Raw genomic sequence first — 25,684 nt, forward strand, 5'->3', positions numbered from 1 at the left:
CGGGATGTATGAGCGAAAAACGAAGCGGCGAAGACGGCATATTGGATTTAATTGCAAAATATTTTCCCAACCGGCACCCCCACATGCTCTTGGGGCGCGGCGACGACTGCGCCTTAATGACAGTGCCGCAGGCTGCCGCGCTCGGCAATTCGGCGCTTTTTGCCGTAACGTCCGATATTTTTGCGGAAAACGCCCATTTCCGCACATCGTATTTTACGGCTTCGGACATCGGGCATAAGGCGTTAGCCGTGAATATCAGCGATTTAGCCTCGAACGGTGCCAAGCCCTGCGCCTTTTCTTTCAATTTGACCCTCACCGAAAGGCAGGATCATGCGTGGCTTGAAGAATGCTTCCAAAGTATGGCGGACCTTGCAAATCGATACGATATGGTGCTGTGCGGAGGAGATTTGACCAAAGTTCCTCTGACCCGTACCAAGGAGAAAACGCAGGAAGGGCTCGACCCTCTGACGTTAGGCGGATTGAATATCGGCATTACCGCCTGGGGGACGTATGAACATGGTGGCGTTCCCCTCATGCGTCACCGTGCGTATGCAAAAAACCTTGCTGCGGAAAAAAATGCGGGGCGAAGCGTGCAGGCGGACCGTCCCGTGCAGGCAGGCGCATGCATGCGGGAGGGGGATATTCTTTTTCGTATCGGAGAAATCGGGCTTGCGCGGCTCGGACTTTTTTTGCTTGAAGAAACGCAGGACAAAGCGAAATGCGCGGAGAAATATCCCCATGCCGTCAATGCTCATCTGCGTCCTTCGCCCCTTGTGCGGGAAGGGCTTTTGCTTTCGCGGTTCGCAAAGGAATTTCCTTTGTTCGTCATGGATATTTCAGACGGGCTCATGCGGGATATTCCGCGTCTGCTTGCGCGCCAGGGGCTTGTTTTCGCAGATGAAAAGGCGTTCGGAGCCGACATTGTCCTGACGGAAGACACGCTTTCTTCCGAAGTGAGGGAATATTGCGGAAAAAACGGGCTCGACCCTTGTCTTTTCGCCTATAAGGGCGGTGAGGATTACGGACTGGCGGGCGTTTGCGCAAAAGAGGGATTTCCCGCTTTGCAGGCGTTTTGCAAAAAACACGCGGTGGAACATTTCCATGCGCTCGGTGCCGTCACAAACGGTGCGGTAACGTTCAACCGGCAAATTGCGGAGGAAGCGGGTTTTGACCATTTCCAATGAAAACAATGAAGCCCTTGCCGAAGTGATGAAAGATCTGCGCCCTTCTTTCTGGCGTCCTTTTTTGATCACTTCCTTACTGCTTTTGCTCGTGGTGGCGTTTATCACCGATTACAATATCCGCCAGTCCGAAGAAGTGCTCGGCGAACAAATGGCGGACAAGGGCATTCGCGCCATATGGCTTTTTGAAAATGTCCTTATGGATAAAATTCAGTTTAAAAGTACGGAAGTGCGCAATGAGTATATCCGCCATCTGGGCACGCAGGACGATTTTTCTTTTCTTGCCGTGACCGATAGCGAGGGGCGCTTTTTGGCGCACAGCGACATGAAAAAAATCGGTTCGTATCTGACTGTTTTCGATGCCGGGGAAGAAAGCGGTTTTTGGGAACGGGTGGAACATATTTTGCCGAGAACCGATGCGCAGGGCACGGCTTGGGGTTTTGTGAGCATCGGCAATGAACGGCTTTTTTTGGTTCACAGGATTTACGGCGAAAACTTCCGTCAGGGGAATTTGCGGTATCTGCATCCTGAAATTACGGACTTTATCAATAAAGATGAAGTCAGGCATGTTTTCGCCGCAATAAATTCCAAAACCCTGCAAAAAGACATCGCCGTGTACAGACGCAAGGCGTTCACCGTCGCTCTTTGGATTTTGGGGCTTTCTTCCGTTTCCATGTGGATGGTTTCCCTTGTCAATAAATTGGTCAGCAACAGGAAAGCCATACGCATAGCGGAAAAAACCATCGCTTCCATGCGGCGTGAAGTGCTTGAGCTTGAAGAAGAAGTCATTAAACGTGAAAAACTCGCCGCCATCGGGAATTTAGCCGCCGGCGTCGCCCATGAGATACGCAATCCCTTAAGTTCAATCAAGGGTTATGCCACGTATTTTTCAGGATATTTTCCGAAAGAAAGCAATGAATATAAGGCGGCGCAAATCATGGTGCAGGAAGCGGAACGCCTGAACCGTGTCGTGGGTGAACTGCTGGGAGTTTCCCGTCCTACCGATGTTAAAAAAGCGGAAATTCCCATTGACGGGGTATTGGATACGTGTATCGCCATTTTGCAGGCGGACGCGAAACAGCTTGGCATTGAGTTTCGGGTTTTCGGCAGGGGCAAGGTGCTGAATATCGACCCTGACCGTATCAAGCAGGCGGTTTTGAATATCTGTTTAAACGCCGTCGAGGCTATCCGCGATGAAAAGAAAACCCTGCGAAAGGAAAAGCGCTATCATATCGATATGACGGTAACGGAACAGGAAAAAAATTTTTGTCTGACCATAAAGGATAACGGTCCCGGAATTGACGCGGAACTTTTAAGCAGGATTTTCGACCCGTATTTCACGACGAAGAATGAGGGGACAGGTCTCGGTTTGAGCAATGTGCGGAAAATTTTGGAGGCGCACGGCGGTTCCATAGAGGCGGAAAGCCAGAAGGGGTTCGGAACCGTGTTCAATCTGTATTTGCCGAAGAGAGGATGAAAATATGCAAAAATCAACGCTGCTTATTGTTGATGATGATTACGCGCATAGGAACATGCTGAAACTTATGCTTGAAAATTGGCATTACCGCACTTTTGAAGTGGAAACCGGGGAAGACGCCGTGGACTTCGTGAAAAAGCAGGCTGTCGATTTGGTGCTGTGCGACGTGAGAATGACCAATATGGACGGGTTCGCCACGTTGCTCGCCATTCATGAGTGGAACCCCGCCATTCCGGTTGTTTTGATGACAGCATATTCTTCCGTGGAAAAAGCGGTCGAAGCAATGAAAATGGGGGCGTATTCCTATGTGACGAAGCCTTTGGATTTTGAAGTGCTTAAGGCCACGCTTTACAATGCGTTGGAACATACCCGCCTGAAAGAGGAAAACACGCAGCTGAAGCAAGCCCTCGGCATTGCGCAGACCATGCCTTTGGGAAAAAGCGCGCTTATGCGTTCTTTGCAGGAAATGATTGAAACCGTCGCTCCGAGTGAGGCGACGGTGCTTATCACCGGAGAATCCGGCACGGGAAAAGAGCTTGTCGCAAAAGCGATTCAAGCGAACAGTCTGAGAAAAAACCAAGCCTTTGTAACAATCAACTGCGCCGCCCTTGCGGAAAATTTGTTGGAATCGGAACTTTTCGGGCATGAGAAAGGCGCGTTCACCGGAGCGGACAAAATGCGCGAAGGGCGTTTTGTGCAGGCGGATAACGGCACGCTTTTTCTCGATGAAATCGGCGAAATGCCGCTCGCCCTGCAAGTCAAGCTTTTGCGGGTTTTGCAAAACGGCGAAATCCAGCGTGTGGGCAGCGATAAGGTGAAAATCGTCGATGTGCGGATTATTGCCGCCACCAACAGGAATTTGCAAAAAGAAGTGGAAGCCGGGCGTTTCAGGGAAGATCTGTACTACCGTTTGAATGTCATCGCTCTGGAAGTTCCGGCTTTGCGCGAGCGTAAGGATGATATTCCTTTACTTGCGCAGAAATTTGTGGAAAACTTTGCGCGTGCGAACAGGAAATCCATAAAAGGGTTCAGCCCTCAGGCCATGGACATGCTTATGCGGTATGATTGGCCCGGCAATGTGCGGGAATTGGAAAACGCCATGGAACGGGCTGTCATTCTCACTGTGGGCGAATACGTCACGGAAAGGAGTTTGCCTCTCGCCATTCAGCAGATGACGGGAAACACGGCAGCCGTGCCAAGCGGCATTCTTGCCAACAAATCCTTGGATGATATCGAAAAAGAAGCCATTTCCGCAACATTGGCGGAAACGGCGGATAATAAGAGCGAGGCGGCAAGACGTTTGGGAATCACCCGTGCGACCTTGCACAGCAAATTGAAAAAATATAACTTAGAATAGGGGTCCTTATGCTTTTGTTGGAAGGAAAAAGTGTTTCAAAGGCGCTGCGCGCGAAAGTGAAGGAAGAAATAGCCGCGCTTAGTTCCGCAGTCAAACGTGTTCCGGGGCTTGCCGTGATTTTGGTGGGGGAGGACCCTGCGTCCCAAGTGTATGTCCGCAATAAGGAAAAAGCTTGCGAAGAAGTGGGGATCACGTCCTATTCCTACCGTTTGCCCCATGACATAGGGCAGGAAAACCTGATAAAACTGATCAGGGAACTGAACGCCGATGATAGGGTCGACGGCATTTTGCTGCAGCTTCCCTTGCCTGAGGGGCTGAATACGCAAGCCTGCCTGCAAGCCATCGATCCCCGCAAGGATGTCGACGGTCTGCACCCTGAAAACCAAGGCAGGCTCGCTTTGGGGCTCAAGGCTCTTCGTCCGTGCACACCGGCGGGAACGCTTTTTTTGCTTGATTATTATAAATACGATTTGGAGGGCAAGAACTGCGTCGTGCTTGGCAGAAGCCATTTGGTGGGACGTCCCCTCGCCATGATGCTGAATGATAAGACCATGAATGCGACAGTGACCATGTGCCATTCAAAAACCAGAAATTTAAAAGAGATTTGCCGGCAAGCCGATTTTATTTTTTTGGCGATCGGCAGACCCCGTTTTCTCACTCCCGATATGGTCAAGGAAGACGCCGTGATTATCGACATAGGCATCAACCGCACGGAAGACGGGCTTTGCGGCGACGCGGACTTCAAAGCGTTGGAGGGAAAAGTCGCCGCCATGACGCCGGTTCCGGGAGGAATCGGGCTCATGACCATTTCCCAGCTTCTTGAGAACACCATGCAGGCATGGAAATACGCAATGGGTTTAATTCGGCTTGAAGATTTGGCATAAGGATATGTTGCCGTAAAAAAGACGGTATTTAAAAAAGGGCATTTGCTATGGCACGGAAAAAATCTTTGGCGTTTCGCAGGGAACAGGCGCGAAAAATTCAGGAGGGGCTGCAAAAACGGTATCCTGAGCCGGAAACGCATTTGCACCATGAAAACGCATGGGAGCTTTTGATTGCGACCGTGCTTTCCGCCCAGTGCACGGACGCGCGGGTGAATATGGTGACGCCGAAACTTTTTGCAAAATGGAAAGACCCGTTCAGTCTTGCGCGGGCAAATATCGCCGATGTGGAAGAGATAATACGGTCTACCGGTTTTTATCACAACAAGGCGAAAAATATCGTGGCGGCGGCAAAGCTTCTTGCTGAAAAATATCAGGGTGAAGTGCCGCGGACCATGGAAGAGCTGGTCAGGGTTCCCGGCGTGGCGCGCAAGACCGCCAATGTTGTTTTATATACGGCTTTCGGAATCAATGAGGGGTTGGCTGTCGATACTCATGTGAAACGTATCAGTCACAGGCTCGGGCTTACGGCTTCCCAAGACCCCGTGCAGGTGGAAAAAGATTTGATGGAAATTTTTCCGCGGGAGGAATGGGGCAATGTCAATCACCGTCTTGTGTGGTTTGGAAGGCAAGTTTGCGATGCAAGAAATCCGAAATGTGCGGAATGTGAATTTGATACGCTTTGCCCGAAATACGAACCGAAAAAAACAGGCTGAACAGCTTGCTTTTTGTTTCATTGTCACCGTATGGGTTCTGCGGCTGTCTTCTGAATTTGCTGCCGTAAAAGGTGAAATTGCGTACAGAGAAAGCTGTCTTCAGTATCATAGTTAATGATATGGAGCGGTTCCGTTTAGCATGCACAAGGTTTTATACGACCTTGATTTAACCCGATTTGAAGATTTGTTTTTATTTTCGGAAAAAACAGTTTTTTTTATCTCAGGGAATAATTCCGAATGCCTGCAAATACACAGGTTGTTTTTTATCGGTATGCCCCGTCCTTTTCTAAGTATAATCACATAATGAGATATGAAATATCTTTTTGACAAAAGCGGTTAGCCGTTCTACGTCAGCAGTACGGCAAAAATGCGTCTTGGAGAGAAAAAAGATACACTGTGCCGAAAATCGGCAATATGCTCAATGCTGCGAACTCTCAAAAACAGACAGCGAAAGCTGTTTCGTTTTTTAAAAGAGAGCAAAAAATATGGGAGAGCGATACAAAGGGGGAACGTCCGTTCCCCCTTTAATAGAGCGTATCTTTATAAGCGTTCAATGACTTTATCAGTTATTTCAATGGTATTGCACAGGGTTTTGCCCTCTTCCATGATATCGCCGGTCCTGAATCCGTCCTGCAATGTTTTGCGGACGGCATTTTCAATGCACAGGGCTTCTTTTTCGAGGTCGAATTCATGAAGAAGCATCATGGATACCGATAAAATCGTCGCAAGGGGATTGGCTTTGTTTTGTCCTGCGATATCGGGGGCGGAACCGTGGATTGGTTCGTAAAGCCCCGCATATTCGCTGCCGAGGCTGGCGGAGGCGAGCATGCCGATGGAGCCGGTGATGACGGCGGCTTCGTCGGAAAGGATGTCGCCGAAAAGATTGCTCGTGACAATGACGTCAAACTGGCTCGGGTCGCGCACAAGCTGCATGGCGGCATTGTCCACATACATGTGGCTGAGGCTGACTTCCGGGTATTCTTTGGAAACCTCGATGACCACTTCGCGCCATAAGCGGCTCACGTCAAGCACATTCGCCTTATCGACGGAGCAAACTTTTTTCCTGCGTTTCATGGCTGCTTTGAATGCGATATGGGCTATGCGGCGTATTTCGTCTTCATCGTAAATCATGGTATTGAAGCCTGTGCGTTTGCCGCCGCGGACTTCAACGCCGGCAGGCTTGCCGAAATAAATGCCTCCGGTCAGCTCACGGACAACCATGACGTCCAGTCCCTTGTCCACAATGTCTTTGCGCAAAAGGCACGCGCCGGACAGTTCGGGGAAAAGGCGGGCGGGGCGGAGATTCGCAAACAGTCCCAAAGCCTTGCGGATTCCGAGCAAGCCTTTTTCAGGACGGATTTCAGGGGCGATGGTGTCCCACTTGGGTCCTCCCACGGCTCCGAGCAAAACGGCGTCCGCTTTCCTGCACGCTTCAACGGTCGCTTCCGGAAGCGGAGAGCCCGTTTCATCTATGGCGATACCTCCGATAAGCACATGTTCCGTGCTGAATTCATGGTTGAATTTCCGTGCCGCCGCGTCAAGGACCCGAAGCGCCTGTCCGACGATTTCAGGTCCGATTCCGTCACCTGCCATTACTGCGATGTGTTTTTTCATAAATGCCTCTATTTTTCAATTCGTTTTAGCAGTTTGTCAAGGATTTGTATGAAATGACCGAGTTCTTGCTCGCTGATGGTGAGGGCGGGAAGCAAACGCAAAACTGTTCCTTGGGTAAGATTTATGACAATGCCTTCTTCAATGAGGCTGTTCCAAAGGGTTTTGGCGCTTTCTTCGGAACAGGTGAGCTGAATGCCCCGCAGCAGTCCGAAGCCGCGCACCTCTTTTATCCACGGGCTTTTCAGCGCCATGATGTTTGTTTCAAGATAGTTGCCGAGGTGTTCGGCGCGTTCCGCCAATTTGTCCCGTTCCATGATTTCAAGAACTTTTGCGCCGGCTTTCGTCACCAGCGCGCCGCCTCCGAAAGTTGTGGCATGGGAACCGGGAACGAAAGCTTTGGCTATTTCGTCCGTCGTCATCATGCAGCCGAGGGGAAGCCCGTTGGCAAGGGCTTTTGCATTGGTAATGACATCGGGCCTGACATCGTAGTGCTGGAAAGCCCACCATTTGCCGGAGCGGCAAAGCCCTGCCTGCACTTCGTCAACCATGAAGAGAATACCGTTTTTACGGCAAAGTTCCTGCACTTGTTCCACATATTCCGGGCTAAGACAGTTCACCCCGCCCTCGCCTTGGATGATTTCGATAAGCACCGCGGCTGTTTTATCGGTAACCGCCTTTTTGAGGGCTTCGATATCATGCCATGCGGCCTGCACGAAACCGTCGGTTCTGGGGCTGAAACCGTCCAGATATTTTTCCTGTCCCGTGGCGGCGAGGGTCGCAAGGGTGCGTCCGTGGAAAGCGTGGCTGAACGTGATGATTTCATAGCGTTCCGTGTTTTTTACCCGCTGCTGGTAACGCCGTGCGATTTTGATCGCCGCTTCATTGGCTTCCGCTCCGGAATTGCAGAAAAACACCTTGTCCATGTGGCACGTTTTCAAGAGGCGTTCCGCCAAGTCAAGCTGTTCTTCCTGATAAAACAGGTTGCTGACGTGGATAAGCTTTTTTGCCTGTTCGCCGATGACTTCCGCAAGTTCTTCGTTGCAATGCCCGAGGGCTGTCACGGCTATGCCTGATAAAAGGTCGAGATATTCCTTGCCGTCGACATCCCACATCTTGCTTCCTTTCGCACGGGAAACACTGACGGGGTAACGACCGTAGGTCCTGCACAAGAGTTTTTCCTCTCTTGCTTTCAACGCTTCAAAACGTGTCATTTCACAGCTCCGTTTTTACAGTTCGATTTAGAAATTCAAGCGTTCAATGTTTTTTTGAAAGCCTGAGCCATTGCGTCAATGGTTTGGGTGAAGACCAAACTTTCTCCGGTGTATACTGACAAATCCGCGTTCGCTTCGCCCACTTCGCCGATTTGGTAGCAGTGGTTTTCAAAAAGCTTTTCAAATTCAGCGCACTTGCCTGGCTCGACTTCCGCAAGGAAACGGCTTGCGCTTTCGCTGTATAGGATTTCCATTGTGGTCATATCTTCTTCCTTGCCCGCTTTTTCAAGGTCGACTTTTGCGCCGAAAAGACCGCCTATGCACATTTCCGCAAGGGCGACGGCAAGTCCGCCGTCCGAAAGGTCATGGCAGGCTTTGACGAGCTTCTGTTCCGCCGCTTTGTGGAAAGCGCGGTAACGGGCGAGGGCGGAACCGGAGTCGACTTGGGGGACGCGTCCGCCTTTAATGCCGAGTTCGTCGAACGCTTCGCTGCCCGCCATTTCGTTTTTCGTATAGCCGAGCAGATAGATTTTATTGCCTGCGGCTTTGAAATCACTGGTCACCGCATTGTTGACATTGCCGATTTTGGCAAGAACGCTGAATAAGACCGTGGGCGGAATGGAAATTTTCTTGCCGTCGCCGATATAGTCGTTTTTCATGGAATCCTTGCCGGAAATGCAGGGCACTCCGTAATCCAGGCAATATTTGCCAAGGGCTTCGCAGGCGCGCACAAGCTGGGCGAGTTTGTATTCGCCGTCCGGTGTTTTTTCCGATTGGATAGGGTCGCACCAGCAGAAATTGTCACAGCCCGCCATATGGTCGGGGTCTGCGCCCGCGGCGACGGCGTTGCGGACGGCTTCGTCAAGGGCGTTCGCCATCATGTGGTAGGTATCGTAATCGCTGAATTTCGGACAAATACCGTTGGAAATGACAATGCCCGCCTCATCTTCGAGCACGGGGCGCAGGACAGCCGCGTCGGCGGGAGCGTCCTGCTTTTTGCCGACAAACGGTTTGACGACGCTTCCACCTTTCACTTCGTGGTCGTATTGTCGGACAATGTTTTCTTTGCTGCAAATATTGAGGCGTCCGAGCATTTTAAGTAAAAATTCCGCTTTGTCGTTGGTATCTGGCATTGCCACTTGGTTTTGCATTTGGGTTTGTTCCGCTTTCCAAACCGCTTTCAGCCGCATTTGAGGCAGACCGTTGTGCATGAAGTCCATAGGCAGGTTCGCAACGGGTTTTTTGCCGTAAAAGACTTGGAAATAGCCGGTATCGGTAAATTCGCCGAGGCATGTCGCTTCAACGTCCATATGTTCCGCCAAGGCTAAAAATTCCTGCAATTTATCCTGAGGAACCGCCAGGGTCATACGCTCCTGGGCTTCGGAAAGAAGAATTTCCCAAGGCTGAAGTCCGTCGTATTTCAACGGGGCTTTGGATAAATCCAAACGGCAGCCGCCTGTGGCTTCGCTCATTTCGCCGACGGAAGAAGAGAGCCCTCCGGCGCCGTTGTCGGTAATCGCGTGGTAAAGTCCCAAATCCCTTGCGCGGATAATGAAATCGTACATTTTTCTTTGGGTTATGGGGTCGCCTATTTGTACGGCGGTCGCCGGGCTTTCCTCATGCAGTTCTTCGGAAGAGAATGTCGCCCCGTGTATGCCGTCTTTGCCGATACGTCCGCCGGTCATCACAATGGCGTCGCCGGCTGCCGGGATTTTTTCAAACCCGTTCATGCCGTGGAGCCTGCGGGGCATAAGTCCGACAGTGCCGCAATAGACAAGGGGTTTGCCAAGATAGCGTTCGTCAAAGACAATGGCTCCGTTCACAGTCGGTATGCCGGATTTGTTTCCTCCGTCTTCAACTCCTTTGCGCACCCCTTCCATGACGCGGCGGGGATGCAGGAGGCGGGAGGGCATTTTGTCCGCATGGAAAGGCGAAGCGAAACAAAAAACATCGGTATTGCAAATAAGTTCCGCTCCCATGCCTGTTCCCATAGGGTCGCGGTTCACGCCCACGATGCCGGTCAACGCTCCGCCGTACGGGTCGAGGGCGGAGGGGCTGTTGTGGGTTTCAACTTTGATGCAGACGTCGTAATCGTCATTGAAAGCCATGACTCCCGCGTTGTCACTGAAAACGGAACGGCAGAAATCATTGTCGCCAAGGCGTTTTCTGATAGTGGCTGTCGGGGTTTTGATATAGGTTTTGTAAAGGCTGTCGATATGTTGGGTCTTGCCGGTTTCCGTGTTCACATATTCTATTTTGGCGGCAAAAATCTTATGTTTGCAGTGTTCGGACCATGTTTGGGCGAGCACTTCCAGTTCCGCGTCCGTTGGATTTTCGGGCAAACCGAACTGCGCCCTGTCTTTTTTGGTTTCGTCTTTTGCGTAAAAATTCTTGATGATAAGCATTTCTTCCAGCGTGAGCGCGAGGGTGTTTTTACGGCTGTAATCGATAAGTTCCGCGTCACTCATGCCGAGGAGCGGAATAATGCGGACCGTATCCGAAGCCTTTCCGGTGACTTTTGAAGCCTGCGCTTCAAAGCCCGCTTCTTTCGCCCATTCTTCCCTGCTTTTTATGCGCAGGCGTTCGATAAGTTCGTTGGCAAGCAGATCCCTGCCGATTTTTTCCGCTTCGGCTCGGGTTATTTTGCCCCACAGATGGTATTGCTTGGCGGTGTAAACCTTGAGGGTGTCCCTTTCTTTTCCGAGCACGAGGGCGGCGGTGTTCCTTGCCGTGTTGCCTTCATTGTCCGTTACGCCGGGACGGAAGCTTACCTCAAGTATGAAATCGGCGTCGGACGGGCTCGGCTGAAGGCTTGCGCTTTGCAGAACCGGGTCGTGCATAACGGCTTTTTCAAGGAGCAAACCCGCTTCTTCTTCGCCGATACCGTCAAAAGTAAGAACTTTCACCATACGTACGGTATCGATATTGAAGCCGAGCGCTTCTTTTATTTCTTCCGCAACTCTGCGTCCTACCGGGTCCTGTTGATTTTCCTTGACACGAATTTCCAAACGTAAAAGACTCATAATCCACCTTTTTGGGTTTATGCCTTGCGGCTATTTCTTTCTTTCTTTTATATAGGTTATCGCTTCCGCTAACATGGTTTTGTATGTTCCCGAAAAGCCCTGCAAATGTTTTTCCGCTTCGTCCAAATAGGTTTGGGCGAGTTCGCGGGTTTTTTGCGGATAGCCCGCGTCAATGATTTTTTGCGCGATGGTTTGCAGTTCCTGCTCGCTGAATGTTTTTCCTTCGGTTTTCGGGATGTTTCGCCCTGCAAAAACGGGGTTGGAAATATTTTGAAATTTTTGGATGAAATCGGCTCGTTCGCTTTCAGTGAGGCTTTGCAGATACATATGGACAGGAGGCGTGCATTTTCTTTCCCTGAGGTCGCCGCCGGAAGGTTTGCCTATTATTTCTTCGGGAGAAAAATCAAGGGCGTCGTCCACAATCTGAAACGCCATGCCGAGATTTAAACCGAAATCACGGGCGGCGGCGACATCTTTCGGGGCGGCACCCGCCATAACGGCGCCCACTTCGCAGGCGGAGCGGATGATCCAAGCCGTTTTTCCTTCGATGACGGCAAGATATTCTTCGGCATTGTCCGGAATTTTTCCGGTAAGATTGATTTCTTCGATTTCGCCGTTTGCCGTTTTGAGCAATGCGTCGGAAATGATACTCATAAGCGCCGTGTTTTGAAATTCCGCCATTTGCTTGTTGCCCATGGCGAGCAAGGCGTCTCCCGCCAAAAGGCAGGGGCGGACGCCGAATTTCACGTGGCTTGCGGTTTTGCCGCGTCTCAGTTCCGCATTGTCAAGCACGTCGTCATGCAGAAGGCTTGCGACATGGAACATTTCCAGAACAACGGACGCATCGTATACGGAGAGCTCCGGATGGGTTATTTTTTGTTCCGTTTCAAGAAGATTGTACCATAAGAGCGTCAAGACGGGGCGGAGTCTTTTTCCGCCGGATAAAAAAGCGTAGCTTGCGATCTCCCGCACGGAAGAGGGCAGTTTTTTCGTCACGTTTTCCAATGCGTTCGCAATGCCGTTTTGTTCCTGCGCGATAAACCGGGTAAATTCTTTCATGTGCCGCCTGATCAAACCAAAGGTATTTTTTGTTTCCAAGGAGCGAGAATAGCATAAAGCCCTTTATTTCGCAAGCAAAACAAAGGGCTGTAATTAAAATATGTCAAAGGGGGTTCATTTAAAAAGCGTTGAGCAGATCTTATGTTTTTTCACGGTGTTTCGCGCGGCATTTTTCGCAGATACCGAGCAGGATATGCCGGTGGTCCAGGAGGGTGAAGCCGTTTTTTTCCGCAATTTCTTTTTGGTATTTTTCAATTTCCGGCAGGTGAAATTCTATTGTTTTTCCGCAGGCTGTGCAGACCAAATGGTCGTGGTGCTGTTTTCCTATGCAAACTTCGTAGCGGGCGAAGTTTTCCCCCACATGCAGTTCTTCCGCAAGCCCCACTTCGCACATGAGCTTGATTGTGCGGTAAACGGTCGTCTGTCCTATGCCCGGATATGTTTTGCGCACTTCCTGGCAGATTTCTTCCAAAGAATGATGACCCTGCATGCAAAAAAATATTTTTGCGATATTGACACGCTGTTTCGTGGTGTTTAAGCCCCGCTGGCTCATAAGCGCAAGAAAATGATTCAAGTCATTTTCCATTACGGGATCATGGGTGTTTTTTCCGATATTTTTTTGCATGGCTTGTTTTAACCGGTCGTGCCTGATAAAATGTGTTTTTTTTGTTTATAAGATTTTTAAAATAGTGTCAAACCGAGGGGGAAGATTAAAAAATAACGGTTAATGGCTGCGCTGCCGCTTGCTTTTTGGGCGGGAGGCATTATAGTATTATCAATGTTCGGCAAAATTGTTCTTTTTGCTGAAAAAAAACAGACGGTTTGCAATATATTTTAAAAACGAAAAAAGAGGATATGGATATGAAGATCGCAGCGACCTATCAAAACGGCATGATTTTCCAACATTTCGGACATTCCGAGCAATTCAAGCTTTACGATGTTGAAAACGGAAAAATAACGGACAGCCGCGTTGTCGATACCAACGGGCAGGGACACGGGGCTTTGGCTGATTTTTTGGCAAAATCCGGCGTGAACGTGCTGATTTGCGGCGGTATCGGCGCAGGAGCCCAAAATGCTTTGGCAGAAGCCGGCATACAGCTTTTCGGAGGGGTTTCGGGCATGGCTGATGAAGCGGTTGACGCGTATCTTGCGGGCTCGCTGAAATTCAATGCCGCTGTTTGCTGTTCTCATCACGATCATGGGCACGGGCATTCCTGCGGAACGCACCTGTGCGGGGCGGATAAGCACGGTTGCTCCGGAAACAGCTGATCCCGCATGATGCTTTTTTGACAGCTTTTCACCGTATTCATGAAAGAGGATAAAAGCGTTTGTTTTTTATCCTCTTTTTCTTTTTTACGCTTTTTCTTTTGACAGAACGCGTTTTTAATTTTAGAAAATCCTCTTAACTTTTGCATATTTTTTTATTTTAGGAACAGAAACGATACTTATGATTTCTCAAAATACGTTTAAAGCCCATGCCAAAAGTCTGCTGCATTTGGGTATGCCCATTTTACTGGGGCAGCTCGCGCAAATGTCCATGAATTTCGTAGACACCGTCGTGGCGGGCATGGCGGGAACGGCGCACATGGCAGGCGTTTCCATCGGCGGGGCGATATGGACACCGCTTTTGCTTTTCGGGCAGGGAATCCTTATTCCTATCGGTCCGCTTGTGGCGCAAGGGCTTGGCGCGGGAAAAAAGGAAAGTTTGAACCGTTTTTGGCGGAACGGCATTTGGATAGCGTTTTTGCTTTCCGCCTTTTTGATTGCGCTTTTCACGCTCGCTTCTTATTTTTATGTGCGATCTGCGAAAATCGACAAGGAAATGGCGCAGATCGCTTCTGAATATTTATTTTACATAAAATGGGGCATGCCGGCTTTCCTGCTTTTTTTTGTGACCCGTTTTTTTATGGAAGCGAAGTCATATACGCGTCCCGCCATGATTGCGGGTTTTGCGGCTTTATTTTGCAATATTCCGCTGAATATGATTTTTGTGTTCGGATATTTCGGTTTTCCCGCCCTCGGCGGAGCCGGCTGCGGGCTTGCGACGGCGGTTGTTTGCTGGATAATGTTTTTCATCATGTTTTATTATTTGAAAAAATACAGTCCCGGCACGTTTAAAATCGTCAGGCCCAACATGGTCGTCATGAAACGGGTGGTGCGTCTGGGGCTTCCCATCGCGTTCGCCCTGCTTTTGGAGGTTTCGTCTTTCTCGCTCATTTCCTTATTGATTTCCCCCTTGGGCAAAGTTACGGTTTCAGGACATCAGGCAGCCATGACGACAAGCGGCTTGCTTTTCATGTTTCCCCTTTCCCTTGGCACCGCAACCAGTATTTTGATCGGCAGGCACGTGGGGGCGGGCGATTTGGTTAAAGCCAAAGAAACACGGCAGTCGAGCGTGCTTATCGGGGTTCTTATCGGTTTTGTCAGTTTATGCGGCATGGTTTTGTTCCGGGAAGAGATTGCGAAACTTTATTCCCAAGACCCTATGGTGATAGCGCTTGCAGGCAGCATTCTGATTTTTACGGCGATATACCAGATTCCGGACTGCGTGCAAATGGTTGTTTTGTCCGTTTTGCGCGGTTATAACGACACCAAGGCTATTTTTTACATTTGCTGTTTCTCGTACTGGGGCTTGTCCGTGCCGATCGGGTATGCGCTCTGCTACACTGATTTCATTGTCAAACCGTTGGGCGTGTATGGGTTTTGGATTGCCCTCATTTTAGGTTTGCTTTGTGTTTGCTTATTGGTGAATTTGCGGGTGCGCCATTTGGAAGGACTGACTTTGGAACAGGTGAAAGCGAAAATCAGCAGATGACGCATATGAGATGACGCGTTATGATTTGATAAGGGTATAAGGGAATTTTTGCGTTTTATTTTGCCCGCCAATATAAGATGTTGTCCAGGATAACCGGTTCGAGAGCGTCTTCGTCATAAAGCCATGACAGATAGGAACGGAGCACGGAACCTGTGACCGTGTATTGGGCGAACGTCATATTCAGTCCGTAATGGTTGAAAACGCCTTGCAAAAGCATGTCAAAATGTTGCGGCGTTTTGCAGAGCGTTATGATCAGCCTGCAAACGTCAAGCACGGATTTGCGGTTTATTGCGGCAAGCTCTCGTATATCGGCGAAAGGTTCGCCGTGGGCGGGCACAAAAAGTTTCGCTTCCAGCCGTTCCGCTGTTTCAAGGCTTTTGAAATAGCCTTCCAGACAGTAATTATAGCCGATGCCGTATTTTTCCAAAATATGCGGAGGACAAAGTTCGTCGGCGGTAAACACGATATTGTCGGGCGTGCGCAGTCCGATCATGAAAAGGCTGTGCCCGGAAAAGGGGATGATTTCAAAATCCTGAGGCAGGGGAGCGTTTTGTATCGGGGTGACTTTGCTGTTTTCCGCCGTGAAAAAGACGCCTTGCAAAGCCCTTGGCGGATACGCCCCCCAAAGCGCCATGCTTGAAAGCAGCGTGTTTTCAATGAACATGCAATCCATGCCGTTGGCATAAACAGGAATGTCGAATTGTTTTTGCAGCCACGCGTTGGCGCCGATATGGTCGGCATGGCAATGCGTGTTGATGACAGCTTTCGGCTTCCAATTGTTTTCTTCGAGGCGTTTCGCAATTTTTTTGCCTGCGCGGGTGTCGATTCCGGTATCGATGATCCATGCTTCGCCATTTTCAACATATAAGCCGGTATTGCTGGGGCTTGCGATATAGTAGGTGTTTTCAGCCACTTGTATACATTCATACATAAGAAAATCCTTTTTCGGGAATATTAACAAAAAATAAGCACTATGTAAAATAGTGCTTATCGGCAAAAGATGAAGAACAAAAGGATTAAGGATATGAAAGGAAAGGGAAATTTAGTTTGTTTGCAGTTTTGTCATGGCTTTTGAAAGGCGTGCGGCTTGGAGAGGGTCCATGTATGAAAAGATTTCGCCGGACTGTTTGCTTTTCATGCCGTTCAGAATGCGTACGGCGATTTTTTCATCAAGAGTTGAAAGGGCTTCCGCCGCTTTTCTCGGTTTCATGGCCGCATAGGTTGCGATAAGGTGGGTGTATTTGGTATCTTCCACGCTGTTTGCTTCCTGCACCATGTTGCCCAGTTTGTTTTCCAGCTGGTTGAGTTCCTGCATGCGGGAATTCATTTGTTCCTGCAAGGAAAGGAGTTCTTCTTCCTTTTGGTTGAGCTCCGCTTCTTTGTAGCTCAAAACATCAGGGGAATCATAGGGCTTTTCCACTTTCGGGGTGGGAATCATCGTTGTTGTCTGGCGTTGGTCGGGACGCAGATACTCGCCCGCATTCGGTTCTTCGGCATGGGCTGTGCCTACCAAACTGAAAGAAAAGGTTTTTTCCTGCTTATAGTTCGGTTTTGCGCTTTCAAGGGATTCGTTCAGCTCTTTTTTCGCTTCTTCGCTTGGTTCCTGAATGGAGCTTTCAAGCAAAGCATGGCGGGTTTGGCTTTGTTTCGCTCCGATGGTCGCCATGGAAGCCTGCACAAGCATATCGGCTTTCACGCCGTCGGCGTTGTCGGCGAGATAACGGGCTTTTGCTTTGTTTTGATTGTTGATTGCGGCAATGGTTTTATTTTCTGATGACTGCGTCGCGCTGTCGGAAACCTGACTGTCTGCGGGCGTGTCAATTTTTTGAGAAACAATGATTTCCTGATTGGCTTTTTTTAGAGCGAGGCGCTGCTGTTCCCTTGCCTTTGCGAGGGCTTCCGCTTTCGGGTCGGCGGGGTGTTTTACGCTTTCAAAGCTGAAAAGGGTTCCGCCTGCAAGAATGTATGCGCCAAAAACTAATTTCACAAGACCGAGACCTACGACAAAGCAACAAATATTAGTAAGTCTGCGTTTTGAATCGAATGCTTGCAATTTCATCTAAGTTCCTCTGCTCTTTTAGTTGTTCTTCTTTTTTGTAAAGCTCAAAGTGTTTTTCTTTGAGTTTTTCCATAACTTTTCTGTCTTTTGCTTTTTCCGCCAGCTCGATACGGGTTTGTTCAATTCTGGTATCAAGCAGGGCGATGTTTTTTTGCGTTTGCTGTATGTCTTGACGTATCGCCTTGATATAGTTGTCAATAAGCCAACGCTCACCCGTTTCATGAACCGGGGTTTTGCTGAGTTTTTGTTCTTGGAAAAGCTCATCTTGTTTCAAGCCTGCGAGGCGGTTTTCCGACATTTGCTTTTTTGCGCCAAGGTCGGCAAGTTTGGCTTTCACCTCGTTCTCAAGCTGTTCCTTGTATTGGAGAACTTTTTCCAATGCGAATTTGAACCCTGCCATGTTTTTTCCTTTATCCTTGCCTTTGATATAGCATATTGAGTGCCAAAAAATAAAAATCATTATATTTCAAATAGATAAATATAAAAAAATAAAAAGGAAAGGCAAATGAAAAACAAATTCCGTCCAAAAACTGACAGGAAACGGGGAAATGTTTTTTAAGTTGACAGCGTATGCTTAGAATGCTTTTAGGTCTTCATACCAGCTTCTTGCTTCCATGTTTGAAGATTGATAGGATCTTTCAAAATGCGGGTACAATTCTTTATAGGTCAGCTCATTTTGGATAATTGTTTTTAAGTCGCTTGTTTCAAGTGGAATAATTTTTAGACCTTGAACAAAATGACTATTATCTGAGTTATCATACCATGTATAAAATTTACGCAAACGAAAATCAGAAATAACATTAATATAAAGTTTATTGCTGACAAATACGGAATAAGATTTTAAGTTGTTATTTCTCAAAATGTGTTGTCCAAGATGTCTTGTAACGGGTTCAAGTTCCATTGCTCTTTGTGAATTAGCATTGGCAAGTGTGGCTTCCAACAGCAGACTATGGGAAGGATAATGGGGTGTTTCCTGATATTCATAGACAATATCAGCTTCACCGCCCCCTGCATGCGTTTTGGGCAATAAATCTGCTTCCAATGACAATTTCATATAATCTAAAATCTTTCCTTGCCGTTCACATACTTTATACCATATTATACCAAGAATATATTCAAAAATTGTAGGAATATCGGCGTTGTCTGTTACATATTCATTAATTTTTTCGTCTTCTCTGTTTTCAAAATATTCTAACAGCTGAATAAGATTTTCATTGCTGAATTTCTCATCAATCATTTTATTGAATTTTTTATATCTATATTGCTCTACTGCCGATTGGGCTTCACTTACTGTTTCCGCATCAATATGTAATTCTTCATTAACCGCTGAAATAAAGTCTTGCTCATTAAAAGAAAGTTCCGGAAAAATATTGTTTAAAGGAATATTATCATGCAGCGTATTTGTTTTAGTAAAAGCATATCGCAATAAATCAGATTCAAGATTTTTAAAAATATGTTTGGGAATAATATCCAGTTTAACCGTACTGTCTTCAAAAAGGACAATATCCGTATTTTTTATATAACGTCTATTTAAATCAAAATAGTCCGCAAGAGTTGCTTTTGCTTTAAATAAATGCATGAATCGGAAAAAGAGCTTTTTTAATTCTGTTTCATTTTGCACAGAAGTAAAAACAGTATCATTCAAAAGTTCCCGTCCACTACTTTTTATTGCCCTTTCGCTTTGGCTTGAAAATAAAAAAGACCGCCAATATTTCCCTATTGTTATGTCTTTTGTAGCTTTATAAAGAGGAAAAATATCTTCCTTGCCCAAAAGAAAAACTTTTTTTAACTCCAAATAAAAAGGATAATATGCTTTGTCATAAGTTCTGCTTTTTCGGTTAATTCCAACAACACAAATAAGTTCTTTGTTTACAGGGGTATTTAAAAACAATGTTTGCGCTTCGAGATAGTTATCCATTGAAAACAGTATTTCAATAATAAGGTCGTCAATAGTTTTTTGATTATTTCTAATTTGTATAATACCTTCTGCTATTTTTTCTGTTGAAAATTGATTTATGCAAAGTGGAAGTAGGAATGTAAATTCTTCATAAGTCAAATATTCGAATTTTGACAATAAAAATAATAAAACAAAATAAGGACGAACATATTCCCCCTCAAATTCGTTGTATGTTTTTAGCATTTGCATAAAATAAATATAACTGTCTTGCGGAATACTTAAAATATTATCAGCCGTAAAGTCGTTATTTTTACTGATTTCAAGCAGTTTTTTGCCGACTTTGGACAGTTTTCGGTTTTGAGTAATTAATCCAATGTCTGCAAGTCCCGAAGTCTTTTCTCTGGCATCTTTAGCCTTGCGTTCTGCATCTCCTGTCAAAAATTTATGTTCTTTCATAAAATCATAAAATGAACTTTGCAAATGCTGATTGCCTTTCCAATCTTGATTTACATTTTCGGGATGTTTCCAAAAATCATCAAGCAGCAGCAATAATGTTTCAATTTTTTGGCTGAAGTTTTTAGTTCTGAAGCTTGTTGTTCCAAAACTCCAACAATAACTTTTATATGCTATATTTGGATAAGGCATAATTGCTCCCCTAATAATTGATAATCAAAACTTCTTCACAGTTGCCGCTTTTGTCCTTGGTATGATAATTTGAATTTGCGTAAGTATACTGCAATGGAATTGTTTGGATATGTTTATGTTCTTTAAGCCAATCGCAAAGCAATGTATTTTCTTTTCCTTTATTTCTTAATACATTAGAAAGAGCGAAACGAATACCTCGTGTATCAAGTTTTTCTAAAAATAAAAGAAGTTCTTTTTCATTTTGTTCTGTCCATCCGCCATTTTCGTTATAGCTTGCACAGGAGATAAGGTAGGGAGGGTCAACATAAACAAAATCATCTTTGGTCAGACATGAAATATCAAAGTCAAGAAAAGAGTATGTTGTAAAAGAACAGTCTTTTTTTTGAACTGCCTGCATAAAATCAACAAGTTTTTTCTGAATTTTTTTATTAAAATCACGCTTTCCGACAGGTAAATTAAATTGTCCTTTACTATTAAAACGTATCTGATGATTAAATGAATAAACAATTAAAACAAAAAGCATTATATAATAGTGATAATCTTTTTGCTGTAACAAGTTAAAATCTGTTCTTAATCTATTGAATGCTTCTTTGTTATATTTTCCCAGACCTGAGCTGCTGTCACAACCATAATGAGCATATCCATATGAAGCGGAGCTTGAAAGTCCGTATTGATTGATAATATTAATAACGGAAGTTAAAATTTGTTGTATTGGAGTTTTTTGAAGTATGGAATACAATCCCATAATTTCTTGATTGCTGTCATTAAAAATATATTGTTCGGCAGTTACGTTTATGCCAACATTACAGCCGCCGCAGAACAAATCAACAAAAGTATGAATTTTTTTAGGAAATAACGGTAAAATTTGGGACAGCAGCTTAAATTTTCCGCCCGTATAATTCATGGGAGAAGCTATCTTTTTTTGCTCAAAACAGATACAAAGAAAAAGTCGTTCAGCATTTTCTTGAATGTTTGACTTTCCTGTTGTAAAAGCCCTATAATTTTCCGTAAAAACTTTTACTGTTCCCTTTTTTTGCAATATACGTAAAATATCTTCATCAGAAATTTTTGCATTAGAGCGGTCATTTCCTTTGCTTGCCATATTGTTATACGAAAACAAAATATATTTGGCATTAATGTTTTCTATAAGTTCTTCCAATATCTTTGCCGCATTTTGTGTGCAATACTCGCTTTTTAAATGGCTTCTATCCATTTTTTTCGCAACGCCAAAAACTTCAGGCTTTTCCCATTTGGCAACATTCTCCAATAAGTGGTAAGTATCACAATATTGTCTTGAATTATAAGGCGGGTCGATATAAACAAGGTCAGCATATATTTCTTTTACAAGTAGATTGGCATCTTTATTATAGCATTGATTATTTTTATTATTGCATGAAGAAACTTCAGGAACGGCAAGCTCCAACTCTTTAGAAAAATTACCATCTTTTATATATGCGTCATAATGCCCGCAGGTATTTGCTATTCTGTCCATAGCATAAAGTAATGAAGTGATAAGAATTGCACGTTCCCTTTCATTAATAATGCCAATATGATAATTTTTTTCAATATGTTCTCTAATATAACCAATTTTAGCACAAATTTCATGGCTAAAATAGGTATCAGAAAAATTTTGCGTCATATAATTTTCTTCTGTTGGCTGAATAGAATTATAATATTGTATAAATTCAATAATTCTTTTTTTATTAAATTCTTGATTGCTAAACCATGCTATATTGCTAATATAATTACTATATAATAAATCATTAGTGATAATTTGTTTATCCATAAATGCAGAGGCGACAACTCCGGTTCCTGTGAAAATATCTGCAACAGAGTTTATTGAAAAACATTCTTTTTTTACAATATGTTTAATGGTTGGTAACAGTTTGTATTTATTACCTAAATAGCGCCGATTATGAATTTGCGTTGTTTTATATATTTTTTGATTTTCTAATAAACTCAACATATATTATACGATAATTTTTCCTAGTTAACTTACTTTATAAAATAGATTTATAATAATATACTGCAAAAGACAAGTTTCATGTGCTGGCTTTTGGAGAATAATTTTTTCTTGACAATGATTAGATGTCGAATTATTGTAGATGCATGAGTACGGAAAACAGAAACAGTTTATCCACGATTTCAAGAATCAGGGAAAGCGCAAACCGTTTTATCATGGATCGGCTCGCCCGAAACGGCGCGGAGGGGCTCGCACCAAGCCACGGTGATGTTTTGGCTGTGCTGTACCGCTATGAAGATGTGACCATGAAAGATATTGCGGATACAATCCGCCGCACCAAGCCGACGGTTACGGTTTTAACCGATAAGCTTGAAAGGCTCGGTTTCGTGTACCGGGAAAAGTCGCGGAACGACAGCAGGATTACTTATATCCGGCTTACCGAACAAGGGAAACGGTTTGAACCGGTGTTTGAGAACATATCAAAAGAATTGAATGAACTTCTCTGCCAAGGTTTTACGGCGGAAGAAACGGGCATATTAGACGCGCTGCTGAAAAAAATGGAGAACAATCTCTCTTAGGAGCAAATTGTCGGTGAAATGGCACGGGCTATGCCGTTTTCCATACAAATAGTTAGATATCAAACTAAAAAGGAGTATATGGTATGAAACAGTACGAAACAACGGAATTGGGAAAACTTGATGAACTCATCGGGCTTGAAAACGGAAAAGTGTTTTTGCATGATACACTTGCGCTGACAGGGTGTGAAATTTCCGTCAACAGTGTTCCGAAAGGTTTTAAAGTTCCTTTTAACCACAAGCACAAAGAAAACGAGGAAGTTTACATCGTTCTGAAAGGAAATGGCATATTGACGGTCGATAACGAAAAAATCCGCGTGAAAGAGGGCAGCGCGGTGAAAGTCATGCCGGAGGCTGTTCGGACGCTTGAAAATGCTTCCGAAGAGGATTTCCGGTTTATTTGTATCCAAACAAAAACAAATTCCCTCACGCAGTTTGGACTTGGCGACGCCGAGCTTTGCTGAAACCGCCATTGAAAGGAAAGCGGAAAACAGCGGAAAAACGAAGCGGTTTTTAACCTTTACAAGCGGAAAATTGTTTTATATATCATGCGGACTTGACATAATACGATTGCTTGCGCGCTGAAAATCCTTCAACGGTTTATCGACAGTCAGTATGCATAACGGACAAATTCATACGGTAAAATAAGGTAACACATGAAAAACAGAAAGCCTTTTTCTTCGCGGGAAAAGTTTGCAAACAGCATGAAAAACGCATTGCTTCCGCTTCTGCTTGTTGCGTGCATGGTTTCCTGCGCCGTGTGGGTTTACATTGAGGCAGGCGACGGTTACGCGTGGCAATGGGCAAGGAGCTGGCGTTATCTTGGCGTTTGGACTGCCGGGGGATTTAGGGCGGGTCCTCTTTTACAGGGACTGGGCATAACGGTTTTGCTTGCGTTTTGCAGCATGTTTCTTGCGTTATTTTTTGCCTTTTCGCTTGTGTTCATGTGTTTGGGGCAATCTCCCGTGCTTGCTTTCGCCGGGCGGGCTTTGATTTCATTGATCCGCAACACGCCTTTGCTGATTCAGCTTTTTTTGTTTTATTTTGTCATTGCGGGCGTGCTTCGGCTCAATCCGTTCATGACGGCTGTTTTCTGTCTGGCTTTGTTCGAGGGCGTGTATTTGGCGGAAATACTGCGGGGCGGCATTCTCGCTCTTCCCCATGCCCAATGGGAAGCCGCTTTCAGCCTTGGCATGTCGCTTCCGAAAACGCTGCGGTATGTCATTTTGCCCCAAGTTTTCCGCAATGTTTTGCCAAGCCTCGCAGGACAGCTTATTTCCCTGATAAAGGATACGTCGCTTGTCAGTGCGATTGCTGCTGCGGATTTGACTTTGCAGGCGCGCAATGTTATTTCCGAAACCTATTTATCCTTTGAAATATGGATAATTGTTGCAGTCTTATATTTTTTGCTGACGCTTTTCGTCAGTGTGCCGGCATTGATTTTTGCTCAAAAACGATGAAAAAGGAGTTTTTATGAAATATCTTGTAAAAATATTGGCTGTCATGCTTGTTCTGCCGTTTTTCTTGGCGAATGCGGCACGGGCGGAGTCAACGATTGACGCCGTTATGGAAAGGGGGGTGCTGCGGGTCGGATTTTCAACGTTTGTGCCTTGGGCTATGCAGGATAAGAATGGGGAATACATCGGCTTTGAAATAGATGTCGCCAAAAAGCTTGCCGAAGATTTGGGCGTGGAACTGCAGCTTGTTCCTACCAGCTGGGACGGCATTATTCCCGCACTTTTGGCAAATAAGTTTGATGTGATCATCGGAGGCATGGGAGTGACCACAAAACGCAATTTAACCGTGAACTTCACCGTGCCGTATGATTACAACGCAATGGACATCACGGCGAATAAGGAAAAGGCGGGCGGACTTAAAAGCCTTGCGGATTTTAATAACAAAGCCGTGGTTGTCGCGGTGCGCAACGGTTCGGCAGGAGCGACATTCGCAAAGAAGTTTTTGCCGGAAGCGACAGTGCGTTTTTTCAATGAGGAAGCGCCCGCCATTCAGGAGGTTTTGTCAGGGCGCGCTTTTGCCTTTGTTTCTTCCCGTCCTTTGCCGACACTGGAAATCGCCAAAAATCCGGACAAGCTTTTCCGTCCCTTTGAAATTGCCGAATATAAGGAACCTATCGGCTTTGCCGTGCGCAAAGGAGATTTTGACACCCTCAATGTCTTTGACAATTGGATTTTGACTATGCACGGTTCGGGCTGGCTCAAAGAAAGGGCGGAATATTGGTTCATGGGAACCGAATGGCAGGAGCTGATCCCCGGCGATTAGCCGCCGGCATTGGAAACAGGGCGTAAAAATGGCATATATTTTAGGTACGCAAAAACGAACGTTTGGCACCATGAACAATGCGGATAAACTTTTCCTGCTTATTTTCGGGGTTTTGTTTTTGTTCGTACTGCATGCTGTTTTCGCCTCTGTGCAGGATTTCAGTTTTAAACGCCTTTTTTCGTATTTGATAAGAGCGGACGAAAACGGAAATTGGCATGCGGGCGTTTTGCTGCAAGGCGTGGGCATGACCCTGCGGTTAAGTTTGTGGTCCTTGGCGCTCGCTTTTTTGACAGGTTCGTTCGTGGGCATCGTTTCCGCCCATAAAAGCGGTGTTTCGGCTTTGCCGGGCAGGCTGTACGTGCTTGTTCTCCGCAATATGCCGCCGCTTGTTTTGCTTTTCCTGGTTTTTTTCTTCGCTTCTTCCGTGCTTACGGAATTTTGGGGCAATGCGGAAAACAGCCTTGCGAAATCGGAATATAAGGGCTTGTTCTATGTTTTGGCCGCTCCGGAGGGGCAGCTTGACAGAATGGCTGCCTGCGTGCTGACCCTCGGGCTTTATGAGGGGGCGTACATTGCGGAAATCGTGCGCGCCGGCATTGAAAGCGTACCCTGCGGGCAATGGGAAGCCGCTAGGGCGAGCGGACTTACGGCATGGCAAATCCGCCGCCATATCATTATTCCGCAGGCTATGCGCCAAAGCCTCGCCCCCCTTGCGGGGCAAAGCATAAGCACCATGAAAGACAGCGCCATCGCCTCCATTATTTCGCTGCAGGAACTCACGTTCCAAAGCATGGAACTTATGAATGTGACGGGAAGGACCGTTGAAATTTGGATACTGACGGCTCTGCTCTATTATTGTTTGTGCGTTTTTTTGGAAAAACTGAGCAAAAAATGGGAATGTTCCATAAAATGGAAGCCGTTGCAGTAAATA

The 25,684-nt window shown here is 46.2% G+C and carries 22 protein-coding genes; 12 read left to right on the top strand and 10 right to left on the bottom strand.

What is annotated here, in order from left to right; all coding sequences use genetic code 11:
• Positions 1-8 precede the first annotated feature (8 nt).
• From JBF11_RS07685 to nth, 5 genes are read left to right on the top strand one after another with little or no spacing between them, the layout of a single operon-like run.
• Positions 9-1,184 (top strand): thiamine-phosphate kinase, encoded by a 1,176-nt coding sequence (locus tag JBF11_RS07685; RefSeq protein WP_334314898.1) that lies wholly within the window; start codon positions 9-11, stop codon positions 1,182-1,184.
• Positions 1,168-2,658 (top strand): ATP-binding protein, encoded by a 1,491-nt coding sequence (locus JBF11_RS07690; RefSeq protein WP_334314899.1) that lies wholly within the window; start codon positions 1,168-1,170, stop codon positions 2,656-2,658. Before JBF11_RS07685 ends, JBF11_RS07690 begins: the two co-directional genes overlap by 17 nt.
• Before the next feature lie 4 nt (positions 2,659-2,662).
• Positions 2,663-4,015, top strand: coding sequence for a sigma-54-dependent transcriptional regulator (locus JBF11_RS07695; protein ID WP_334314900.1), 1,353 nt, complete (start codon positions 2,663-2,665; stop codon positions 4,013-4,015).
• 8 nt (positions 4,016-4,023) lie between these two features.
• On the top strand, positions 4,024-4,899 hold the full coding sequence (gene folD / locus JBF11_RS07700; RefSeq protein WP_334314901.1) for a bifunctional methylenetetrahydrofolate dehydrogenase/methenyltetrahydrofolate cyclohydrolase FolD: 876 nt from the start codon (positions 4,024-4,026) through the stop codon (positions 4,897-4,899).
• A 47-nt stretch (positions 4,900-4,946) separates the two neighbouring features.
• Positions 4,947-5,612, top strand: coding sequence for an endonuclease III (gene nth / locus JBF11_RS07705; protein ID WP_334314902.1), 666 nt, complete (start codon positions 4,947-4,949; stop codon positions 5,610-5,612).
• 540 nt (positions 5,613-6,152) lie between these two features.
• On the opposite strand, the gene leuB is transcribed toward nth, so the two are convergent.
• From leuB to JBF11_RS07730, 5 genes are all read right to left on the bottom strand, one after another.
• On the bottom strand, positions 6,153-7,226 hold the full coding sequence (gene leuB / locus JBF11_RS07710; protein WP_334314903.1) for a 3-isopropylmalate dehydrogenase: 1,074 nt from the start codon (positions 7,224-7,226) through the stop codon (positions 6,153-6,155).
• A gap of 8 nt (positions 7,227-7,234) precedes the next feature.
• Positions 7,235-8,437 carry an aspartate aminotransferase family protein gene (locus JBF11_RS07715; RefSeq protein WP_334314904.1) on the bottom strand — a complete coding sequence of 401 codons (1,203 nt, stop codon included), beginning with the start codon at positions 8,435-8,437 and terminating at the stop codon, positions 7,235-7,237.
• Between the two features lie 35 nt (positions 8,438-8,472).
• Positions 8,473-11,460, bottom strand: a complete 2,988-nt coding sequence (locus tag JBF11_RS07720) for an AIR synthase-related protein (protein WP_334314905.1) — start codon at positions 11,458-11,460, stop codon at positions 8,473-8,475.
• Positions 11,461-11,490: 30 nt separating this feature from the next.
• On the bottom strand, positions 11,491-12,519 hold the full coding sequence (locus JBF11_RS07725) for a polyprenyl synthetase family protein (RefSeq protein ID WP_334314906.1): 1,029 nt from the start codon (positions 12,517-12,519) through the stop codon (positions 11,491-11,493).
• A 139-nt stretch (positions 12,520-12,658) separates the two neighbouring features.
• Positions 12,659-13,144 carry a Fur family transcriptional regulator gene (locus JBF11_RS07730; RefSeq protein WP_334314907.1) on the bottom strand — a complete coding sequence of 162 codons (486 nt, stop codon included), beginning with the start codon at positions 13,142-13,144 and terminating at the stop codon, positions 12,659-12,661.
• A gap of 236 nt (positions 13,145-13,380) precedes the next feature.
• Between JBF11_RS07730 and JBF11_RS07735 the strand changes: the two genes are divergently transcribed.
• Complete coding sequence (locus JBF11_RS07735) at positions 13,381-13,788, top strand: NifB/NifX family molybdenum-iron cluster-binding protein (RefSeq protein WP_334314908.1); 408 nt, start codon at positions 13,381-13,383, stop codon at positions 13,786-13,788.
• A 178-nt stretch (positions 13,789-13,966) separates the two neighbouring features.
• The gene (locus tag JBF11_RS07740; RefSeq protein ID WP_334314909.1) at positions 13,967-15,334 is read left to right on the top strand and encodes an MATE family efflux transporter; all 1,368 of its coding nucleotides are present in this window, start codon (positions 13,967-13,969) and stop codon (positions 15,332-15,334) included.
• A gap of 55 nt (positions 15,335-15,389) precedes the next feature.
• Here the strand turns inward: JBF11_RS07740 and JBF11_RS07745 are convergent, their stop codons facing one another.
• The 5 genes from JBF11_RS07745 to JBF11_RS07765 all read right to left on the bottom strand — a co-directional run bounded on the left by JBF11_RS07745 (position 15,390) and on the right by JBF11_RS07765 (position 21,901).
• Positions 15,390-16,265: an MBL fold metallo-hydrolase gene (locus JBF11_RS07745; protein WP_334314910.1), complete on the bottom strand. Its 876-nt coding sequence runs from the start codon at positions 16,263-16,265 to the stop codon at positions 15,390-15,392.
• A 111-nt stretch (positions 16,266-16,376) separates the two neighbouring features.
• Positions 16,377-17,393 carry a MotE family protein gene (locus JBF11_RS07750; RefSeq protein ID WP_334314911.1) on the bottom strand — a complete coding sequence of 339 codons (1,017 nt, stop codon included), beginning with the start codon at positions 17,391-17,393 and terminating at the stop codon, positions 16,377-16,379.
• Complete coding sequence (gene fliJ / locus JBF11_RS07755) at positions 17,353-17,793, bottom strand: flagellar export protein FliJ (protein ID WP_334314912.1); 441 nt, start codon at positions 17,791-17,793, stop codon at positions 17,353-17,355. Before fliJ ends, JBF11_RS07750 begins: the two co-directional genes overlap by 41 nt.
• A gap of 174 nt (positions 17,794-17,967) precedes the next feature.
• On the bottom strand, positions 17,968-19,935 hold the full coding sequence (locus tag JBF11_RS07760) for an AlwI family type II restriction endonuclease (protein ID WP_334314913.1): 1,968 nt from the start codon (positions 19,933-19,935) through the stop codon (positions 17,968-17,970).
• A gap of 10 nt (positions 19,936-19,945) precedes the next feature.
• The gene (locus JBF11_RS07765; protein WP_334314914.1) at positions 19,946-21,901 is read right to left on the bottom strand and encodes a Dam family site-specific DNA-(adenine-N6)-methyltransferase; all 1,956 of its coding nucleotides are present in this window, start codon (positions 21,899-21,901) and stop codon (positions 19,946-19,948) included.
• A 143-nt stretch (positions 21,902-22,044) separates the two neighbouring features.
• Between JBF11_RS07765 and JBF11_RS07770 the strand changes: the two genes are divergently transcribed.
• From JBF11_RS07770 to JBF11_RS07790, 5 genes are all read left to right on the top strand, one after another.
• On the top strand, positions 22,045-22,476 hold the full coding sequence (locus tag JBF11_RS07770) for a MarR family winged helix-turn-helix transcriptional regulator (protein ID WP_334314915.1): 432 nt from the start codon (positions 22,045-22,047) through the stop codon (positions 22,474-22,476).
• Positions 22,477-22,559: 83 nt separating this feature from the next.
• Positions 22,560-22,937 carry a cupin domain-containing protein gene (locus tag JBF11_RS07775; protein ID WP_334314916.1) on the top strand — a complete coding sequence of 126 codons (378 nt, stop codon included), beginning with the start codon at positions 22,560-22,562 and terminating at the stop codon, positions 22,935-22,937.
• A 192-nt stretch (positions 22,938-23,129) separates the two neighbouring features.
• Positions 23,130-23,933, top strand: coding sequence for an amino acid ABC transporter permease (locus JBF11_RS07780; RefSeq protein WP_334314917.1), 804 nt, complete (start codon positions 23,130-23,132; stop codon positions 23,931-23,933).
• A gap of 13 nt (positions 23,934-23,946) precedes the next feature.
• Complete coding sequence (locus tag JBF11_RS07785) at positions 23,947-24,753, top strand: transporter substrate-binding domain-containing protein (protein ID WP_334314918.1); 807 nt, start codon at positions 23,947-23,949, stop codon at positions 24,751-24,753.
• Between the two features lie 28 nt (positions 24,754-24,781).
• A complete protein-coding gene (locus JBF11_RS07790) occupies positions 24,782-25,681 on the top strand; it encodes an amino acid ABC transporter permease (protein ID WP_334314919.1) in 900 nt (299 codons plus the stop codon).
• Positions 25,682-25,684 lie beyond the last annotated feature (3 nt).

Origin of the sequence: Taurinivorans muris (genome assembly GCF_025232395.1) — a bacterium.
Lineage (GTDB): Bacteria > Desulfobacterota > Desulfovibrionia > Desulfovibrionales > Desulfovibrionaceae > Taurinivorans > Taurinivorans muris.

Bases quoted from the DNA above. Each gene is read 5' to 3' on its own strand.
- JBF11_RS07785 (WP_334314918.1), top strand. From the start codon at position 23,947: ATGAAATATCTTGTAAAAATATTGGCTGTCATGCTTGTTCTGCCGTTT.
- JBF11_RS07770 (WP_334314915.1), top strand. From the start codon at position 22,045: ATGAGTACGGAAAACAGAAACAGTTTATCCACGATTTCAAGAATCAGG.
- JBF11_RS07780 (WP_334314917.1), top strand. From the start codon at position 23,130: ATGAAAAACAGAAAGCCTTTTTCTTCGCGGGAAAAGTTTGCAAACAGC.
- JBF11_RS07685 (WP_334314898.1), top strand. From the start codon at position 9: ATGAGCGAAAAACGAAGCGGCGAAGACGGCATATTGGATTTAATTGCA.
- JBF11_RS07715 (WP_334314904.1), bottom strand. From the start codon at position 8,437: ATGACACGTTTTGAAGCGTTGAAAGCAAGAGAGGAAAAACTCTTGTGC.
- fliJ (WP_334314912.1), bottom strand. From the start codon at position 17,793: ATGGCAGGGTTCAAATTCGCATTGGAAAAAGTTCTCCAATACAAGGAA.
- JBF11_RS07765 (WP_334314914.1), bottom strand. From the start codon at position 21,901: ATGTTGAGTTTATTAGAAAATCAAAAAATATATAAAACAACGCAAATT.
- JBF11_RS07740 (WP_334314909.1), top strand. From the start codon at position 13,967: ATGATTTCTCAAAATACGTTTAAAGCCCATGCCAAAAGTCTGCTGCAT.
- JBF11_RS07735 (WP_334314908.1), top strand. From the start codon at position 13,381: ATGAAGATCGCAGCGACCTATCAAAACGGCATGATTTTCCAACATTTC.
- JBF11_RS07790 (WP_334314919.1), top strand. From the start codon at position 24,782: ATGGCATATATTTTAGGTACGCAAAAACGAACGTTTGGCACCATGAAC.
- JBF11_RS07730 (WP_334314907.1), bottom strand. From the start codon at position 13,144: ATGCAAAAAAATATCGGAAAAAACACCCATGATCCCGTAATGGAAAAT.
- JBF11_RS07775 (WP_334314916.1), top strand. From the start codon at position 22,560: ATGAAACAGTACGAAACAACGGAATTGGGAAAACTTGATGAACTCATC.
- JBF11_RS07760 (WP_334314913.1), bottom strand. From the start codon at position 19,935: ATGCCTTATCCAAATATAGCATATAAAAGTTATTGTTGGAGTTTTGGA.
- JBF11_RS07720 (WP_334314905.1), bottom strand. From the start codon at position 11,460: ATGAGTCTTTTACGTTTGGAAATTCGTGTCAAGGAAAATCAACAGGAC.
- JBF11_RS07725 (WP_334314906.1), bottom strand. From the start codon at position 12,519: ATGAAAGAATTTACCCGGTTTATCGCGCAGGAACAAAACGGCATTGCG.
- JBF11_RS07750 (WP_334314911.1), bottom strand. From the start codon at position 17,393: ATGAAATTGCAAGCATTCGATTCAAAACGCAGACTTACTAATATTTGT.
- JBF11_RS07695 (WP_334314900.1), top strand. From the start codon at position 2,663: ATGCAAAAATCAACGCTGCTTATTGTTGATGATGATTACGCGCATAGG.
- folD (WP_334314901.1), top strand. From the start codon at position 4,024: ATGCTTTTGTTGGAAGGAAAAAGTGTTTCAAAGGCGCTGCGCGCGAAA.
- nth (WP_334314902.1), top strand. From the start codon at position 4,947: ATGGCACGGAAAAAATCTTTGGCGTTTCGCAGGGAACAGGCGCGAAAA.
- JBF11_RS07745 (WP_334314910.1), bottom strand. From the start codon at position 16,265: ATGTATGAATGTATACAAGTGGCTGAAAACACCTACTATATCGCAAGC.
- leuB (WP_334314903.1), bottom strand. From the start codon at position 7,226: ATGAAAAAACACATCGCAGTAATGGCAGGTGACGGAATCGGACCTGAA.